Annotated in this window: 15 protein-coding genes; 3 read left to right on the top strand and 12 right to left on the bottom strand. The window is 43.2% G+C overall.

The window, feature by feature from the left end:
• From hscB to uvrB, 7 genes are all read right to left on the bottom strand, one after another.
• Entirely contained in the window at positions 1-522 is a 522-nt protein-coding gene (gene hscB / locus ICN28_RS01810) for a Fe-S protein assembly co-chaperone HscB (protein WP_370626427.1), read from the bottom strand.
• Positions 500-823: an iron-sulfur cluster assembly protein IscA gene (gene iscA, locus ICN28_RS01815; RefSeq protein WP_216285793.1), complete on the bottom strand. Its 324-nt coding sequence runs from the start codon at positions 821-823 to the stop codon at positions 500-502. Before iscA ends, hscB begins: the two co-directional genes overlap by 23 nt.
• Positions 824-825: 2 nt before the next feature.
• Complete coding sequence (gene iscU, locus ICN28_RS01820; RefSeq protein ID WP_216285794.1) at positions 826-1,209, bottom strand: Fe-S cluster assembly scaffold IscU; 384 nt, start codon at positions 1,207-1,209, stop codon at positions 826-828.
• Positions 1,210-1,241: 32 nt separating this feature from the next.
• Positions 1,242-2,462 (bottom strand): IscS subfamily cysteine desulfurase, encoded by a 1,221-nt coding sequence (locus tag ICN28_RS01825; protein WP_216286838.1) that lies wholly within the window; start codon positions 2,460-2,462, stop codon positions 1,242-1,244.
• 71 nt (positions 2,463-2,533) lie between these two features.
• Positions 2,534-3,103, bottom strand: a complete 570-nt coding sequence (locus ICN28_RS01830; protein ID WP_216285795.1) for a Fe-S cluster assembly transcription factor — start codon at positions 3,101-3,103, stop codon at positions 2,534-2,536.
• 147 nt (positions 3,104-3,250) lie between these two features.
• The gene (locus tag ICN28_RS01835) at positions 3,251-5,293 is read right to left on the bottom strand and encodes a site-specific recombinase (protein ID WP_216285796.1); all 2,043 of its coding nucleotides are present in this window, start codon (positions 5,291-5,293) and stop codon (positions 3,251-3,253) included.
• An 18-nt stretch (positions 5,294-5,311) separates the two neighbouring features.
• Positions 5,312-7,399: an excinuclease ABC subunit UvrB gene (gene uvrB / locus ICN28_RS01840; RefSeq protein WP_216285798.1), complete on the bottom strand. Its 2,088-nt coding sequence runs from the start codon at positions 7,397-7,399 to the stop codon at positions 5,312-5,314.
• A 49-nt stretch (positions 7,400-7,448) separates the two neighbouring features.
• Here uvrB and ICN28_RS01845 point away from each other — a divergent pair, with 49 nt between their 5' ends.
• The 3 genes from ICN28_RS01845 to rsxB all read left to right on the top strand — a co-directional run bounded on the left by ICN28_RS01845 (position 7,449) and on the right by rsxB (position 10,895).
• Positions 7,449-8,645, top strand: coding sequence for an amino acid aminotransferase (locus ICN28_RS01845; protein WP_216285800.1), 1,197 nt, complete (start codon positions 7,449-7,451; stop codon positions 8,643-8,645).
• 170 nt (positions 8,646-8,815) lie between these two features.
• Positions 8,816-10,186 (top strand): polyhydroxyalkanoate depolymerase, encoded by a 1,371-nt coding sequence (locus ICN28_RS01850; RefSeq protein WP_216285802.1) that lies wholly within the window; start codon positions 8,816-8,818, stop codon positions 10,184-10,186.
• Entirely contained in the window at positions 10,179-10,895 is a 717-nt protein-coding gene (gene rsxB, locus ICN28_RS01855) for an electron transport complex subunit RsxB (protein ID WP_216285803.1), read from the top strand. The genes ICN28_RS01850 and rsxB overlap by 8 nt, the downstream gene beginning before the upstream one ends.
• A 4-nt stretch (positions 10,896-10,899) precedes the next feature.
• Here the strand turns inward: rsxB and leuD are convergent, their stop codons facing one another.
• The 5 genes from leuD to ICN28_RS01880 are packed head-to-tail and all read right to left on the bottom strand — an operon-like array spanning position 10,900 to position 16,618.
• Positions 10,900-11,562 (bottom strand): 3-isopropylmalate dehydratase small subunit, encoded by a 663-nt coding sequence (leuD, locus tag ICN28_RS01860; protein WP_216285805.1) that lies wholly within the window; start codon positions 11,560-11,562, stop codon positions 10,900-10,902.
• Complete coding sequence (gene leuC, locus ICN28_RS01865) at positions 11,555-12,967, bottom strand: 3-isopropylmalate dehydratase large subunit (RefSeq protein WP_216285807.1); 1,413 nt, start codon at positions 12,965-12,967, stop codon at positions 11,555-11,557. The genes leuD and leuC overlap by 8 nt, the downstream gene beginning before the upstream one ends.
• On the bottom strand, positions 12,960-13,547 hold the full coding sequence (locus ICN28_RS01870) for an isochorismatase family protein (protein ID WP_216285809.1): 588 nt from the start codon (positions 13,545-13,547) through the stop codon (positions 12,960-12,962). The genes leuC and ICN28_RS01870 overlap by 8 nt, the downstream gene beginning before the upstream one ends.
• A gap of 36 nt (positions 13,548-13,583) precedes the next feature.
• Complete coding sequence (locus ICN28_RS01875; protein ID WP_216285811.1) at positions 13,584-14,843, bottom strand: DUF1329 domain-containing protein; 1,260 nt, start codon at positions 14,841-14,843, stop codon at positions 13,584-13,586.
• A gap of 17 nt (positions 14,844-14,860) precedes the next feature.
• Positions 14,861-16,618 carry a DUF1302 family protein gene (locus tag ICN28_RS01880; protein WP_216285813.1) on the bottom strand — a complete coding sequence of 586 codons (1,758 nt, stop codon included), beginning with the start codon at positions 16,616-16,618 and terminating at the stop codon, positions 14,861-14,863.
• Positions 16,619-16,642: the final 24 nt, after the last annotated feature.

Raw genomic sequence — 16,642 nt, forward strand, 5'->3', positions numbered from 1 at the left:
TTATGCTGCGATCGCGTCTTCTAGCTCTTGGCTAAATTTATCAATAAATAATAGTGCCCGTAATTTTTCAGATGCCAACTTAAAATCTTGAGCGGCATCGATGGCTACTTCCACTTCTTTTAAAAAACTTTGCTTGCTTGCTTCAACCTCGTCCAATAGTTTATCCAGCTTCATCGGATCATCTCTTACTTCATCTAAGGTCTCACGCCATTCCATTTGTTGCATTAAAAATGCCGTTGGCATGGTGGTATTGGTCTCTAACTGGGGATCTATTCCTTGCTGAGCGCAAATATATAGACCTCGTTGAATAGGATGAGCGAGTGTTCGATAGGCCGTATTAGCCAAAGTGGCCATTTGCATGGACACTCGTTTTTCAGCATCACTGCCACCTGCATGCAAATCTGGGTGAACCTGTTTTTGAACAGTTAAATAAGCAGACTCCAAAGCCTGCCTATCCATCTTGAATTGTGGCTTGATTTGAAATAAGGCGAAGTAATCCTCAAATTCTGAAGGATTCGCCACAACCACACTCATCTTTCACATTAGGATTCTGAAATTTGAATCCTTCATTAAGGCCCTCACGAGCGTAATCTAATTCAGTACCATCTAGATAAGCCAAGCTCTTAGGGTCGACGAAGACCTTCACACCCAAAGACTCAAACATCACATCTTCCGGAGAAGCCTCGTCAACATACTCTAGCTGATAAGCTAGTCCAGAACATCCAGTGGTTCTGACGCCTAAGCGCAGGCCAAGCCCTTTACCACGACGCTCAATATAGCGAGTGATATGTTTAGCAGCTTTTTCAGTTAATGAGATAGCCATAATTATTTTGGATGTTTTTCTTTGTAATCTTTAACTGCCGCTTTAATAGCATCCTCAGCCAAGATAGAACAATGGATTTTAACGGGTGGCAAAGCTAACTCTTCAGCAATTTGAGAGTTTTTAATCTCTAATGCTTGATCTAAAGTCTTCCCCTTCACCCACTCTGTGACCAAAGAAGATGAAGCAATCGCTGAACCGCAACCATAGGTTTTAAACTTGGCATCTTCAATAATGCCGGCATCGTTCACACGAATTTGCAATTTCATGACGTCGCCGCAAGCAGGTGCACCCACCATACCTGTACCAACATGGTCATCACCCTTTTCGAAAGAGCCGACGTTGCGTGGATTTTCATAGTGCTCAATTACTTTTTCGCTATATGCCATTTTAGATTCCTTTATTTCTTAATAACCGGTTATCAGTGAGCAGCCCACTGAATCGTGCTTAGATCGATACCATCTTTGTACATTTCCCAAAGTGGTGACAACTCTCTTAATTTTGCAATTTTGCTCTTCACAAGATTGATTGTGAAATCAACATCTTCAACAGTCGTAAAGCGACCAATTGTGAAACGAATCGAACTGTGTGCCAACTCATCATTTCGACCTAAACCACGCAACACATAAGATGGCTCTAAAGATGCAGAGGTACATGCTGAACCTGATGAAACAGCGATATCTTTAAGCGCCATGATCATCGACTCTCCTTCAACATAGTTAAAGCTAATATTGAGGTTATGAGGCACACGTTGATCCATGTCGCCATTTAAATACACTTCTTCAATAGCATTCAAACCATTCCACAAACGATCACGGAGCATACGAATTCTCTCACTCTCAGTCGCCATTTCTTCACGAGCAATACGGAAGCACTCGCCCATACCAACAATCTGATGGGTAGCTAACGTACCGGAACGCATACCTCGCTCATGTCCACCACCATGCATTTGAGCTTCAATACGAATACGTGGTTTACGTCTCACGAACAAGGCACCAATACCTTTAGGACCGTATGTTTTGTGAGCGCAAAAGCTCATTAAATCCACTTTCAGAGTCTGCAAATCAATCACAACTTTACCTGTTGCTTGAGCTGCATCCACATGGAAAATAATGCCCTTTTCACGACAGAACTCACCAATCTTAGGAATATCCTGAATAACACCAATTTCATTATTCACAAACATGACAGATACAAGAATTGTGTCCGGTCTCACCGCGGCTTTGAATGCATCAAAGTCAATCAAACCATTTGGCAAAACATTGAGATATGTCACTTCATATCCCTCGCGCTCCAATTCGCGGCAGGTATCTAAAACAGCTTTGTGCTCTGTTTTAACTGTGATGATGTGCTTGCCTTTTTCTTTATAAAAGTGGGCTGCACCTTTAATAGCCAAATTATTACTTTCAGTCGCGCCACTCGTCCAAACAATTTCTCTTGGATCCGCACCCACCAATTTGGCGACTTCATTTCTAGCATTTTCAACAGCCTCCTCAGCACTCCAACCATAAGCGTGGCTGCGAGATGCTGGATTGCCAAACTGTTCACGCAAATAAGGAATCATCATGTCAACCACGCGAGGGTCGATTGGTGTTGTAGATGAATAGTCCATGTAGATTGGGAAGTGCTCTGGACTGAACATAGGAACCGGTTTAGGTGATGACATAGTTATCTTTCTGATACTAAATAAAGTTTGATTTGCTAACGTTTCTTTTAATTAATTTGCTGAGCAAAAGTAAAGACAGAGTTCGCTAGAGGTTTTTTCTTTTCAACTTCTTTCTTTGCCTCAGCTGGAGCGGCACCTTTGATTTGCTTGAGTGAGTCAACTTTAGGTTTTGATTCACGCATATCATTGATCAACACGCGACCCTCTTGTTGCTTTGCAAGATCTGCCAATGAAACTGAGCTCAAATACTCCACCATCTTTTGGTTGAGGTTGCTCCAAAGGTCGTGCGTCATGCAACGGCCGTGACCACCCTCATCACCATGGCAGTTACCTTTGCCACCACACTGAGTAGCATCCAATGGCTCATCTACAGCAATGATGATGTCAGCTACTGAAACTTCGCTGGCTCTTCTCGCTAGTGTGTAACCACCGCCAGGACCTCGGGTGCTCTCCACGATATCAAAACGACGTAATTTACCAAATAGCTGTTCTAAATAGGACAAGGAAATGTGCTGACGCTGGCTAATGCCGGCTAATGTCACGGGCCCATGTGATTCACGCAAAGCTAAATCAATCATTGCCGTTACAGCAAAACGTCCTTTAGTTGTTAATCTCATGTGTCACCTCGCTTGGTTGATCTATATTATGGTCAATACCCGACCTTTCAGCTCAACTATAGCAGATACCTGACAAAAATACTTGGGTAATGCCCGTGCAAAGGCGATGATTAAGAGGTGAAAATATATTTACCTCTTATAAATCAATTATTTAGACGGGAATAGAACAGACTTGAAGTTGTGTCTGAGGCGCTCTCTAACTGCCACATAAAGTCTGCGACGATCCAAAGAAGGCAAATCTCTAGACCTCAAAGCCATGTTGAAGGCCAAAGAAAAGCTCACCAATACATTAATAAAGCCAATCATGAGGAAACCCACGATGCCGATCCAGAAACCTGCCATCAAGAATACTTTCCAACCAAGTGCCACAGAAGCAGCAGCAAATTGACCAGCAGACAATGTCACGTGACGAATTTCCATCCCTAAACCAATGAAGCCAAGGAAGGTCGGGCCATAAATCAATAAGAACCCAAGAGAAACGTTAGCCGCAACGACCGAGATGTTATCTCTCCACCACTGCGCCCAACGTGCTGATCTGATTTCTCCAAAGACAAGATTCAAGCGACGGTTATAGCGAATGACATCCTGAACCGAGTGCAAAACAAACCAGTTATCAATTAAACCTGCAATCAAACTAGATAGCCATAATAAAAAGCCTGTGAAAGCAGCAAAAATAAACGCACCACTGAATGGAGAAACTGTGTGAAAAATCGCCTGAGCTTTGATCGGGCTTATGGATGGATGGCCCATGATGAAGATGATCGCAACTTGAATCACCATCACAACAGGAATCACCATGACCAAGTTACCCAAAATCGAAGCAGCTTGAGATCTCATGAGATCGATGGATCTATCCACAAACTGATTAAGCCCTTCTTCCGTATCTGTTTGATCAAGCAGTTGTGCCAATGCTGGAGCAGTCATAGCCGGCTGCTTTGTCGCTAAGGTGAAGTTGGCAAACTGAATTAATAAGAAGCTACCCGCATAGTTAATTGTTAGCAGTAAATTTTCAAAAAATCGAACAAGACCAAGACCACTTATCAAAAACTTTAAATAAACTGTGCCGGCAACGATGGCGCCACCGCCCACAGATTTTTTAAACATCGACCAGTATTCTTTTTGACCAGTTGCAATGTAGTGATCCCCAGTCTCAGCACTTCTCTCAACTACTTTTCTAGAAAGCAATGCAAAGGACTGCTCCGCTAATCGCTTCACACTTCGGTGTCCCTGAACAGTCAAGATAAGATCAGCGGCCAATTGGGAATAATTATGAGTTTGACTGCGCTCCAACCAAGTCTTTAATAAGAGCTCAACTCGCGCCAAACGAAGACGCATGGTCTCAACCTGGAACACGGTCTCAATCGATACGCCGTTCTCATCCAGATGCGCATAAACATCATCACAAGCCAAGTAACAAGCATCAAGAACTTCTTTAAAGTCTTTTAAATGAGCCTGATAGACATGCTCATTTAAGCGCGGCTGATCTTTAAGGATCTCTTCAGCCAATTTAGCTAATCGATAAAAAGGAGAATGCTGACCACTCGCTTCACGCAAACGAGATCGAACCGAATAACTGAGGCCAGAAGCGCCGATATAGCTAATCAGAATATGAATCGCTTCAGCAATGTCATTAAAAATTCTATAGAACTCACTCGATGCCTCTTGGTAGTGAACTAACTGTTGAATTTCTATTAAAAGTTCATGATCTAAATCATGCACCCAGCTTGAGTCATGATTACCAACAAAACCTAGAGCCACAAGTACCGATAGCTCCGGTTTATTTGGTGGCGGTGGAACCAAACGATTCCGAATGCGCTCAAAAATTTCACCCCAAAAACTAGGCTTCGTTGCAACACCGGCGTCGCATAACAAAGATAGTGAATCGTTGTCCTTTAGAACACTTCTAATTAATTGAGCTACTTTTAACTTAACGTCTGAGCGCTGCTCTAAAACTTTTAATAAAGCTCTCAGTCGAGCATGCTCAGGATGCACTCCAACATTAGAAGCTTCGACAACATCCTGTCGCGATTTGCGGCGCAGCCAATAAAGCAACTCAATCAACCAACGATTGCGATCTGCTAAATCTGCTGTGTGATCGGGGACCACGAGCAATCTATCAAGAGATTGATAGGCGTCTTTAGACTCTTTCCAGCGCAACCAGAGTTGTCTTACACCTTTAAAAACTTGCATCTTGCTCATTCCATTTTATTAAATTGTGTCGTGTAACTCAGCACCAAAAACCATGGCTTTAAGTTTTAGTAACTGATCTCGTGCTTGAGCTGCTTTTTCAAATTCTAAATTCTTAGCGTGATCAACCATCATTTTTTCAAGCTGTTTAATTTCTTTCGATAGTTGCTTTTCACTCATATCTTCATAACGAGCTTTTTCTTCAGCAATCTTCTGCTCAGAACGCTTCTCATCGACATCATAAACGCCATCAATAATATCTTTGATTCTTTTTACAACGCCCTTAGGCGTAATACCGTGCAATGTATTAAATTCGGTTTGCTTGGCCCGACGACGCTCGGTTTCTCCGATAGCTTTTTTCATCGACTCGGTCATCTTATCCGCATAGAGAATAGCCGTACCGTTAACGTTACGTGCGGCACGACCTATGGTTTGAATCAGGCTTCGTTCTGAGCGCAAGAATCCTTCTTTGTCAGCATCCAAAATAGCCACCAAAGAAACTTCTGGAATATCCAAACCTTCGCGAAGCAAGTTGATGCCAATCAAGACATCAAATACGCCCAAACGAAGATCCCTCAAAATCTCAACACGCTCTACCGTGTCGATATCAGAGTGCAGGTAGCGAACCTTAATACCATTATCGGACATGAACTCGGTCAATTGCTCTGACATGCGTTTCGTCAGAGTCGTAACCAAGACTCTCTCGCCTTTTTTGATGCGATCATGAATTTCAGAGATGACATCATCGACCTGAGAAGTGGCTGGTCTGACATGAATGATTGGGTCGACTAATCCAGTTGGTCGAACCACCTGCTCTACAACTTTGTCGGCATGTTCATTTTCGTAATTAGCTGGCGTTGCTGAGACAAAAATAACTTGTCTCATTTTTTTCTCAAACTCTTCAAATTTAAGCGGGCGATTGTCCATCGCTGAAGGTAAACGGAAGCCATACTCGACCAAGGTTGATTTACGCGCCTTATCGCCGTTATACATACCATTGAGTTGACCAATCAGCACGTGACTTTCATCCAAGAACATCAGGGCATCAGGTGGCAGGTAATCAACCAGTGTCGGTGGCGCCTCACCAGGCTTGGCGCCCGACAAATGCCGAGAGTAGTTTTCAATACCCTTGCAAAAACCTAACTCTGAAAGCATCTCTAAATCAAAGCGGGTTCTTTGCTCCAGACGTTGAGCCTCTACCAATTTGCCTTCTTTGATATAAAAATCAAGTCGCTCTCGGAGTTCTGCCTTAATGGTTTCGATCGCTCTGAGAACAGTCTCTCGTGGTGTGACATAGTGCGAACCCGGATAGATGGTGAAGCGTGGAATCTTTTGCTTGATTCTTCCAGTTAAGGGATCAAAAAACTGAAGACTATCCACCTCGTCATCAAACAAATCGATTCGGACGGCCAACTCATTATGTTCTGCTGGGAAGACATCAATGGTATCGCCCCTCACCCTAAAACTACCTCGTGAGAAATCAATATCGTTACGGTCGTATTGCATAGCAATCAAGCGAGTCACGATATCGCGCTGAGACAACTTGTCACCTTGACGCAGAGTCAAGACCATCTGGTGATAGTCCCCAGGATTACCAATACCGTAAATGGCGGATACCGTTGAAACAATGATCGTGTCACGTCGCTCTAAAAGACTCTTCGTGGCGGAGAGTCGCATTTGCTCGATGTGCTCGTTGATCGACGAATCTTTCTCAATGAAAAGATCTCGAGTCGGCACATAAGCCTCTGGCTGGTAATAATCGTAATAACTAACGAAATATTCGACCGCATTTTGCGGGAAAAATTCTCTAAATTCGCTATACAACTGGGCCGCTAGTGTTTTATTGGGGGCGAAAATAATGGCTGGTCGCCCCATCCTAGCAATAGTATTGGCCATGGTGTACGTCTTACCCGAACCGGTCACCCCCAAAAGCGTTTGATAGATCAAACCATCCTCAACCCCCTCCACCAACTGCTTAATAGCCTCAGGCTGATCGCCGGCAGGCGGGAATGGTTGATGGAGCAAGAACGGTGAACCCGGAAAACGAATGGTGTTTTCCTGATCCGGCGAACTCGAAATTTCTAATTTTTTAGGTGATTTTTTTGGCATCTCGGCTATCATTCTAGGCTTGCTTGAACTTTCTAACATATTTAATACTATGAGCCTATTTTCTAACGTTGAACTTGCCCCACGCGACCCTATTCTTGGCCTTAACGAGGCTTATAACTCTGACACCCGCTCCGATAAGGTAAATCTTGGGGTTGGCGTCTACTTTACGGATGATGGCAAGATTCCATTATTGCGTGCGGTCCAGGCCGCTGAGAAGATCATGATGGAAAAATCAGCTGCTCGCGGCTATTTGGCCATTGAAGGTATTCCAGCCTACAACCAAGGCGTACAAAACTTACTGTTTGGTAAAGATTCTGAGATTTTGACATCTGGTCGCGTTGTAACGGCTCAAGCAGTTGGTGGTACTGGTGCCCTTAAGATTGGTGCAGACTTCCTAAAGCGTCTCGAGCCGAATGCGATTGTGGCTATTAGTGACCCTAGCTGGGAAAACCACCGCGGTATTTTTGAATCTGCTGGCTTTACCGTTCAAAACTACACGTATTACGACCCTAACACGCGTGGCGTTGATTTTGATGGGATGGTGAAGTCTTTAGAAGCGCTTCCTGCCAAGTCGATTGTTCTCCTCCACGCTTGCTGCCATAACCCGACTGGTGCGGACATGACCGCTGAGCAATGGAAAAAGGTAGCGTCTGTTTGCCAATCCAAGCAACTCATTCCTTTCCTAGACATGGCCTACCAAGGCTTTGCTGACAGTATTGATGAGGATGGTGCTGCAGTTCGTTTATTTGCGGATGCGGGCTTGAGCTTCTTTGTTTCAAGCTCATTCTCTAAGTCTTTCTCCTTATACGGCGAACGTGTTGGTGCTCTATCGGTTGTAACAGGCAGCAAAGATGAGTCCACTCGTGTCTTATCTCAGGTCAAGCGTGTGATTCGCACCAACTACTCTAATCCAGCGATTCATGGCGGTACAGTGGTTGCAACAGTACTTAACAGCCCTGAGCTCCGTGCAATGTGGGAGCAAGAGTTGGGTGAAATGCGTGATCGTATTAAGTTGATGCGCAATACCTTGGTTTCCAAACTAGCTGAATCCGGTGCTAAACGTGATTTTGGCTTTGTGAATGCTCAACGAGGAATGTTCTCTTACTCCGGTCTAACAGCGGATCAAGTAGAACGTCTGAAGACCGAATTTGGTATTTACGCTGTTTCTACAGGTCGTATCTGTGTGGCTGCCCTAAATACTAAGAATATTGGCGGTGTCGCTAAAGCCATTGCAACGGTTCTTTAATTATATAAATCAATGAGTTAAATAACAATTTAGTGCTTCAAAGCACTAAATTGTTGCGTTGCACAAATCCTAGATTTTGAGGATAATCAAACTTAGTGTAAAAAGTGCTTAAGTGCACGGTTGTTCAAAAGAAAAACTTTGAACCCTTTAAGCTTTCGGGAGATTAATCAATGCTGTATCAATATCAAGAATTTCAAAAAGCTCTTCTTCAGCCACTAACAGCATGGGCTCAAGCAACCGCGAAAACATTCGTTAACCCCAGCAATCCTCTATCTCTTCTGCCCTCAGCGACCAGAATCGCAGCAGGCTATGAATTACTCTACCGCCTAGGCAAAGAGTACGAAAAACCAGAATTCAGAATCAAAAATGTCATGGCTCACGGTAAAACAGTGGCCATTAATGAATTTACAGTATCTGAGAAACCCTTTTGCAAGCTAATCCGATTTAAGCGCTTCTCAGATGACGTCAGCGTTATCCAAAAGTTAAAAAAAGACCCTGTGGTATTGGTAGTAGCTCCTTTATCAGGACACCACTCCACCTTATTGCGTGACACAGTTAGAACACTTCTTAAAGATCACAAGGTTTATATCACTGACTGGGTGGATGCTCGTTTAGTGCCCCTCGAGAATGGCACATTTACTCTCGATGATTATGTTCATTACGTTCAAGACTTCATCCGAACCATCGGCGCCAAAGATTTAAACATTATTTCTGTTTGCCAACCTACTGTTCCGGTATTGGGCGCAGTATCTTTGATGGCATCTGCTGGCGAAGTAACTCCTAGAACTATGATCATGATGGGCGGGCCGATTGATGCTCGCAAGAGCCCGACAGTTGTTAACTCAACCGCCACAAATAAATCTTACGAGTGGTTTGAGAACAATGTGATCTTCACTGTTCCACAACCGCACCCTGGTGCTGGTCGCCTTGTCTATCCTGGCTTTTTACAGCATACTGGTTTTGTGGCTATGAACCCTGATCGTCACGTTCAATCACATTGGGATTATTTCCAAGATTTGATTAAAGGTGACAAAGGTGATGCCGAGGCACATATCAAGTTTTACGATGAGTACAACGCTGTTTTAGATATGGATGCAGCTTACTACCTGGACACCATTAAAACTGTATTCCAGGAACATGCTTTACCCACGGGTAAGTGGGTTGTCGGTGGCAAATTGGTTAAACCTCAAGATATCACTGGTACGGCACTTCTCACCGTAGAAGGCGAACTGGATGATATTTCTGGTAGCGGGCAAACTCGTGCAGCACATACCCTTTGTAAAAATATCCCGGAACGCAAAAAAGAACATTACGAAGCAAAAGGTGCAGGCCACTACGGCATCTTCTCTGGTAGTCGTTGGCGTGAAATGATTTACCCAGAAATCACACAATTCATTCGCAAACATGCCGTCAAAGGTAGCAAGGAAGTTGCTGCTAGACCTATCGCTAAGAAGCCTGCTATTAAAGCAGCGGCCAAAACAGCCTCCAAGTCAGCAAGGAAAGTTACAGCTAGAAAAACTGTAGCCAAGAAGAATGCCTAAATCGATAGACGGTCTAGATGACCTGTTTAGCCGTCTATATGCTGCACTTCCTCAAACGCAATGCACTAAATGTGGCTTCCCTGATTGCCAAGCCTATGCAAAAGCCATGGCCAATGGCGAAGCCTTACACAATCAATGCCCCCCGGGTGGTACCGAAGGCATAGTTCGCCTCTCCGACATCCTCGGTAAAAAAACTTTAGCACTTAATCCTAGTAACGGCGAAGAAAGACCTCGCCCGGTTGCCTTCATTGACCCTAAAGCGTGTATTGGTTGCACGCTATGCATTCAAGCCTGCCCCGTTGACGCCATCGTTGGCGCATCCAAGCAAATGCATGTGGTTATCAAAGATTGGTGCACTGGCTGTGACTTGTGCATTCCACCTTGCCCCGTTGATTGCATCACCATGATTCCTGTGACTGGTGCTCAAACAGGATGGGATGCCTGGAGCGCTGAAGATGCCAAGTTGGCTCAAAAACGTTACTTATCTCGTCAAGATCGATTGATTCGCGAAGAGTCAGATAATGACCAACGCTTGAAGCGTAAGGCAGAAAACAAATTAAAGGCTTTGGATATTGAGAGCGCCGCGGACGATGCTCAAAAGTTAGAGATCGAGCGAAAAAAAGCCATCATTGCCGCCGCTATGGCTCGAGCACAAGCCAAACAGCTCGACCACGTCAAACTACAAGATGATCCAGAAATCAACGACTAGTTAGTTATTTTGCCAAAGAGCTTAGGTCTTGATTTAGCCAGTGGAAGTTTTTGTAATAACCCTCTTCAAACTTTTTGATCTCATTGGCTTTTAGAAGTGTCAGGCCAATATCATCCAAGCCATTTAACAAGCAGTACTTCCTAAATGCTTCTACTTCAAAATGCGTTGTAAAAGAGGCATCTTTGCTCGTAATGGTTTGATTCTCCAAGTTGACAGTCAAATGAAGAGCTTGATTGGCTTTTTCCAAGTCAAATAATTGATCTACCTCAGACTCTGATAGAACGATTGGCAAGATGCCATTTTTAAAGCAGTTGTTATAAAAAATATCTGCATACGATGTTGCAATGATAATTTTGATGCCTGAATCCAATATGGCCCAAGGCGCATGTTCACGACTAGAGCCGCAACCAAAGTTGGCTCGTGTTAATAAAATGCTAGCGCCTTGGTACTGCGGAAGATTAAAGACGAAATCTTTTCGAAGGGGTCGGTTGCTGCAATCCATGCCTGGCTGACCTTCATCCTCATAACGCCAGTTATCAAACATGTATGGCCCAAAACCCGTGCGTTTAACTGATTTCAAAAACTGTTTTGGAATGATCGCATCTGTGTCCACATTGGAACGATCAAGAGGAATGACTAAGCCTTCATGCAAATTGATCTTATCCATTGAAACTCCTAACATCGACAAAGTGGCCAGCTATTGCAGCGCAGGCTGCCATTGCTGGGGATACCAAATGAGTTCGACCACCTGGCCCTTGGCGACCCTCAAAATTGCGATTAGACGTAGAAGCGCAACGCTCACCTGGTGACAGTTGATCTTCATTCATGCCCAAACACATCGAGCAACCCGGTTCACGCCATTCAAATCCAGCATCCTTGAATATTTGATCCAGACCCTCTTTCTCAGCTTGGGCTTTGACCAAACCTGAACCTGGAACAATTAATACCTGCTTCACATGAGATGCTTTTTGACGACCTTTAACTAAATTGGCGGCTATTCTTAGATCCTCAATTCGAGAATTAGTACAGGAACCAATAAAAACCTTATCCACTTGGATATCGGTTATCTTGATATTAGGCGATAAACCCATGTATGTCAGCGCCTTTTCCACCGAGGCACGCTGATTAAGATCTGCGATGGCCTGTGGATCAGGAACTGTTCCATTCACGCCAACGACTAACTCAGGAGAAGTGCCCCAGGTGACTTGTGGTTCCACGGCGGACACATCAATTTCTATAGATTGATCAAAATGAGCATTTGGATCACTTTTCAAGGTTCTCCAGTACTTCAATGCGGCCTCAAAAGCATCGCCTTGAGGTGCCAATGGTTTGGACTTAACGTAATCTTCTGTCACTTGATCAAATGCAACCATGCCCGATCTCGCCCCCGCCTCTATAGCCATATTGCAAAGAGTCATCCTTGCTTCCATAGATAGCTTCTCAACAGCCTCACCAGCAAATTCAATGGCGTAACCTGTGCCACCTGCCGTACCAATTTTTCCAATTAAGAACAACGCAAGATCTTTTGAACTGACATACTCTGATAATTTGCCAGTTAATCGAACCAGCATATTTTTAGCTTTGCGAGTAATCAAGCATTGAGTGGCCATCACATGCTCCACTTCAGAAGTGCCAATACCAAAAGCCAAGCTAGCCAGTGCACCATGTGTACTTGTATGAGAATCACCACAAACTAAGGTCATACCCGGCAATGTTAAGCCTTGCTCAGGGCCCACCACATGAACAATACCTTGACGTTGATCTAACAAATCAAAGTAAGCAATTTTGTATTTTTTAGCATTGACATCGAGAGTATCAATCTGGATTTTAGAAATGGGATCTTTAACTCCTTGATGCCTACCAGTTGTTGGTACATTGTGATCTACCACTGAGAAATTAGAGTTATTTCTCCAAAGTGGTCGACCCGCCAACTCTAAACCTTCAAAAGCTTGAGGGCTAGTTACTTCATGGGTCAGATGTCGATCGATATATAGAAGAACCGTTCCATCAGTCTCTTGACTAACAATATGACTATCAAATAGTTTGTCATACAAGGTTTTACTATTAGACATGTTTTAAGAGCTCCTCAGTGGACATCACATCCCCCGTTTTTAAGCCAAGATCTCTCAGGTTATAAGCATGGGCTTCCGCATCTCTGTCCCCACATGCATCATGAGGGATCACTACTGAAAAATTAGATTGCAAAGCATCAACAGCGGTCGCTCTAACGCAACCGCTCGTAGAAAAACCACAAACTACCACTGAGTCCACTTCTAAATTAGTTAGCAACTGCCTCAATGGTGAATCAAAAAATGCGCTAGGAACTACTTTTCTAAAAATATAATCAGACTCACCAACAGTTAGGTGAGGATCAATATCAGCCCATTGGCCGTCAACCGTTAATAAATTTAAGATTGGTAGTTTTTTTCTAAAAACACTAGCTTCAGCTGAATGCTCATAAGCATTAACAGTAAAAAATATCGGGTAGTTCTTACTTCTAAACGATTGAATAATTTTTTCAATGTTCAAAACTGCAGGTAAACCGTTGGTCCCCAATGGAGAGTCAGGGCTTGTAAACCCAGTTGTAGCATCGATCACCAAAAGTGCTGGGCGATGTCCTAATCCAAGTAAGTTTTGTTCAAGTGTAGCCATATGTAGAGGGACCCCGAAGGGTCCCTCATCCCCTTTTTATTGAGCAACAATTTCTAAACGATTCAAGTCAACATCTTTTGCACGTAAATTTGTATTAGTACGTGCTGTTCCGTGGTTAACGAAGATAGTTGCATGATTGCGTTTAAAGTCAATGGTGTGACCCTGGCTAGAGATAATAGTCTGACTTCCATCAGCACCTTTTAGAGCTCTACTTGTGTTGTTAAACCACTTCCAGAAATCGCCACGTTTATCGTAAGCTTCACCATAATAAATACGTGGTGTTGATGCCTCTAGATAAATGACTTTCTTGCTGTATGGATGCTCATCTGGAGCAATCGCTTCAATCACGTGAACTTCACGTGGCTGATAGTTTTCGACTGGGTTCCAGTGTGGTGCATTTTTCAAGTCAATCGTTGGATAACGTTGTGCTTGATCAGTTTTGGTGTCATCCCAAGCTACTTTGGCATCACTAACTGCCAAGATATGTTTCTTACCAACGTAGTTGAACTTCTTATACCAACTTGGGCGAGCATTCCAAATCTCAATATCATCATTGAGCTGATCAGTTCCACCAATTGGGTCCATCCAAGCGCCACCAGATAGACGGCGTGTGCGACGAGCACTCTTGATATAAACCCACTGGTCTTCTACCTGTGCGCTATCGTGACGAATTGTGAAGGTACCAATACCTTTAATGTCTTGCGGATAGTTTGCAAACAATAAAGTACGGGTAAATGTTTTACCATCACCATCGACTGGAACTGCATCACCAGTTGTACGGTTTTTGTGGAAGTAACGATACAAAGACCAACGCTGAGTTCTCTCTAAACCTTGCTTACCATCGATTAGAAGGAATTCAAACTTTGGAAAGTCCATCACTTGGCCCACAGGTGAAGCATAGTAGAAATTCCACATGTGCTTAGCAGCCTTGTTAGGATCATTGTCAGCAATAGCCGGGAATGGAATACCAGCTTTGTAACCTGAAACCTCATTTTTTGCAGCATCGTACTTCACATCTGCCGCATACTTTTTAGTGGCTTCAATGGTTTTTGCATCAATCGGCAATGGTGTTGACTTTTGCAAAGTCAACTTTAGATTGTGATTCTTAATCTGCCATTCCATTTTTTCAGGAATCATTCCGCCAATATTTTTACCTTCAAAAGTATCAGCCTTTACTTTATCGATGTTTGATTTATCGATAACTGTACCCGCCGCAAGTTCTGCAGAGAATGCTCCAGGTGCAAAAGCAACTAAGCCAGTGCACACAAGCGATAGTGATAATTTATTTAATCTCATTGATATCTCCTAGATTCTTAGAAATTGCGTGTTAAGCGAAGAACGAACTGGTCGTTGCCATGGAAATAACCCATGAGTGGAGCTCCTGGATCAGCTACGTTACCGCCTTGGTTATCGAATGCTTGAGGTCTTGATTTTGAGCTAAAGAAGATATCAGCTTCTGCTTTCAAACGCCAAAAATCACCCAAAACAAACTCAACGCTCGGGATGATGAATCCACCACCATTGGTCATATCACCACCAACAGCTAAGGCCGGATTGATACGATCATTGCTGTAGTTCATACCCAAGATACCAGTTACCCATGTGGTATTTTGCTTAAGTGCACCTGTAAAACCAATCAAACCAACCAAATCATCAGATTTGTTGTAATTTAAGATATGGGTGTTGAACACTTGAACACTACCAAATGATGGACGTGATGTGCCAATAACCTTAGTCAAGTCAACACTCTTATCCATACGGAACATACTCGTAACCGTATTTTTCTTCATATAGCCATCTAAACCAGGGATATTAAATACTGGGTTTTGAGAACCATTTTTCATTGATCCAAAGTTATAAGCTACACCAGTAGTAAGAACTTGCTCTGTACTAAATACAGCATCAAATGTTGGCGAGTAACCGTTTAGAGTAAAGCCGTAAGCAGTAATTTTAGGAAAAACAACATCGCCTAAACTTCCTGATGTAGCCTCAGCTGTTGAGCCAGTACTTCCAATAATACTGTTACCAGCAGGTACAACTACAGGGTTACCAAAACCATTTAGAACTGCCAAGCTATAGTTTAAGTTTCCTTCTAAACCTGTCCAACGTAAACCACCAGTTGTATCTTTTTTATCACCTAAATGATGGCGATAATTGGTTCCTAAATAAGCTTTAGTCGATGGGTCCGCTGTAAAACTATTGGCATTATTGACGTTATAAAAGTCAACGCCTCTATAAGGATTATTGGCCCAACGTCCACCAGTAATATCATATGAATTACCGATGTCTTCACCTCTATCTAATCCAGGCTTAATGATCGCTTGCAAGCTACCATTCTGCTCAGGGAAGTTAATTCGGAAGTTTGCCATCCAGTTAGTTTTACGTAACTCCTCGTTTTCAACTTCTAAGAATGATCTCCAGCGGTAATCAAAGCCGTTAACGATATCCATCGCTCTAAAGAAGTCAGACTCACCCCAGACCACTTGTTGCTTACCAATACGCGCTTGAACATTTTCAGATATCGGGAAATCAACATACAAATCTCTTATTTGAGTATCGTTGTACTGATCCATTAGATCAGACGAAGTTGATTTGCCAGTAGGTAAAGCATTTAGTCCTAATACTGAATTACCTGCTCTCTTTTGATTTAGTCGTTTTAGGTAACTAGTTTCAACTTCTTGATCAGAGCGAACTGACGCTTTAATAGTTGTTTGATTTCTTTTAGCTTCAAAATCAAGAAAAACAGTTCCTCGAGCCATCGACATTGCGCCAGTTTCATCTTGACCAGTAGATGGCATTTTGTCATTTGTAAGCAAATTATTGCCCACGTTACCAGAACCTGCATTTTCTAGATTCCAAGATCCCATGGCACGAACATATCCACCAATCTTAGTTGTATCACCCGAGAGCAATTCACTTGCTGCGTCTGTCTTGCTGTTACTTTGTTGCGCCCAAATAGATGGACTAAATGTCAAAGTCAAAGCCACAGCAACAACAAGTGGTTTTATTGACAAATTAGTAGATCTAGCTTCTTGGGCACTGCCTTTAAATATTGCTTTCTTCATTTTCATGCCTCCGTTAAAAGTGATCACTAC

The sequence above is a fragment of the Polynucleobacter sp. 30F-ANTBAC genome, from assembly GCF_018882385.1.
In the GTDB taxonomy this organism is placed as follows: domain Bacteria; phylum Pseudomonadota; class Gammaproteobacteria; order Burkholderiales; family Burkholderiaceae; genus Polynucleobacter.

Coding starts and splice junctions, on each gene's coding strand:
- iscA (WP_216285793.1), bottom strand. CDS start 823: ATGGCTATCTCATTAACTGAAAAAGCTGCTAAACATATCACTCGCTAT.
- iscU (WP_216285794.1), bottom strand. CDS start 1,209: ATGGCATATAGCGAAAAAGTAATTGAGCACTATGAAAATCCACGCAAC.
- ICN28_RS01825 (WP_216286838.1), bottom strand. CDS start 2,462: ATGTTCAGTCCAGAGCACTTCCCAATCTACATGGACTATTCATCTACA.
- ICN28_RS01830 (WP_216285795.1), bottom strand. CDS start 3,103: ATGAGATTAACAACTAAAGGACGTTTTGCTGTAACGGCAATGATTGAT.
- ICN28_RS01835 (WP_216285796.1), bottom strand. CDS start 5,293: ATGCAAGTTTTTAAAGGTGTAAGACAACTCTGGTTGCGCTGGAAAGAG.
- uvrB (WP_216285798.1), bottom strand. CDS start 7,399: ATGCCAAAAAAATCACCTAAAAAATTAGAAATTTCGAGTTCGCCGGAT.
- ICN28_RS01845 (WP_216285800.1), top strand. CDS start 7,449: ATGAGCCTATTTTCTAACGTTGAACTTGCCCCACGCGACCCTATTCTT.
- ICN28_RS01850 (WP_216285802.1), top strand. CDS start 8,816: ATGCTGTATCAATATCAAGAATTTCAAAAAGCTCTTCTTCAGCCACTA.
- rsxB (WP_216285803.1), top strand. CDS start 10,179: ATGCCTAAATCGATAGACGGTCTAGATGACCTGTTTAGCCGTCTATAT.
- leuD (WP_216285805.1), bottom strand. CDS start 11,562: ATGGATAAGATCAATTTGCATGAAGGCTTAGTCATTCCTCTTGATCGT.
- leuC (WP_216285807.1), bottom strand. CDS start 12,967: ATGTCTAATAGTAAAACCTTGTATGACAAACTATTTGATAGTCATATT.
- ICN28_RS01870 (WP_216285809.1), bottom strand. CDS start 13,547: ATGGCTACACTTGAACAAAACTTACTTGGATTAGGACATCGCCCAGCA.
- ICN28_RS01875 (WP_216285811.1), bottom strand. CDS start 14,843: ATGAGATTAAATAAATTATCACTATCGCTTGTGTGCACTGGCTTAGTT.
- ICN28_RS01880 (WP_216285813.1), bottom strand. CDS start 16,618: ATGAAAATGAAGAAAGCAATATTTAAAGGCAGTGCCCAAGAAGCTAGA.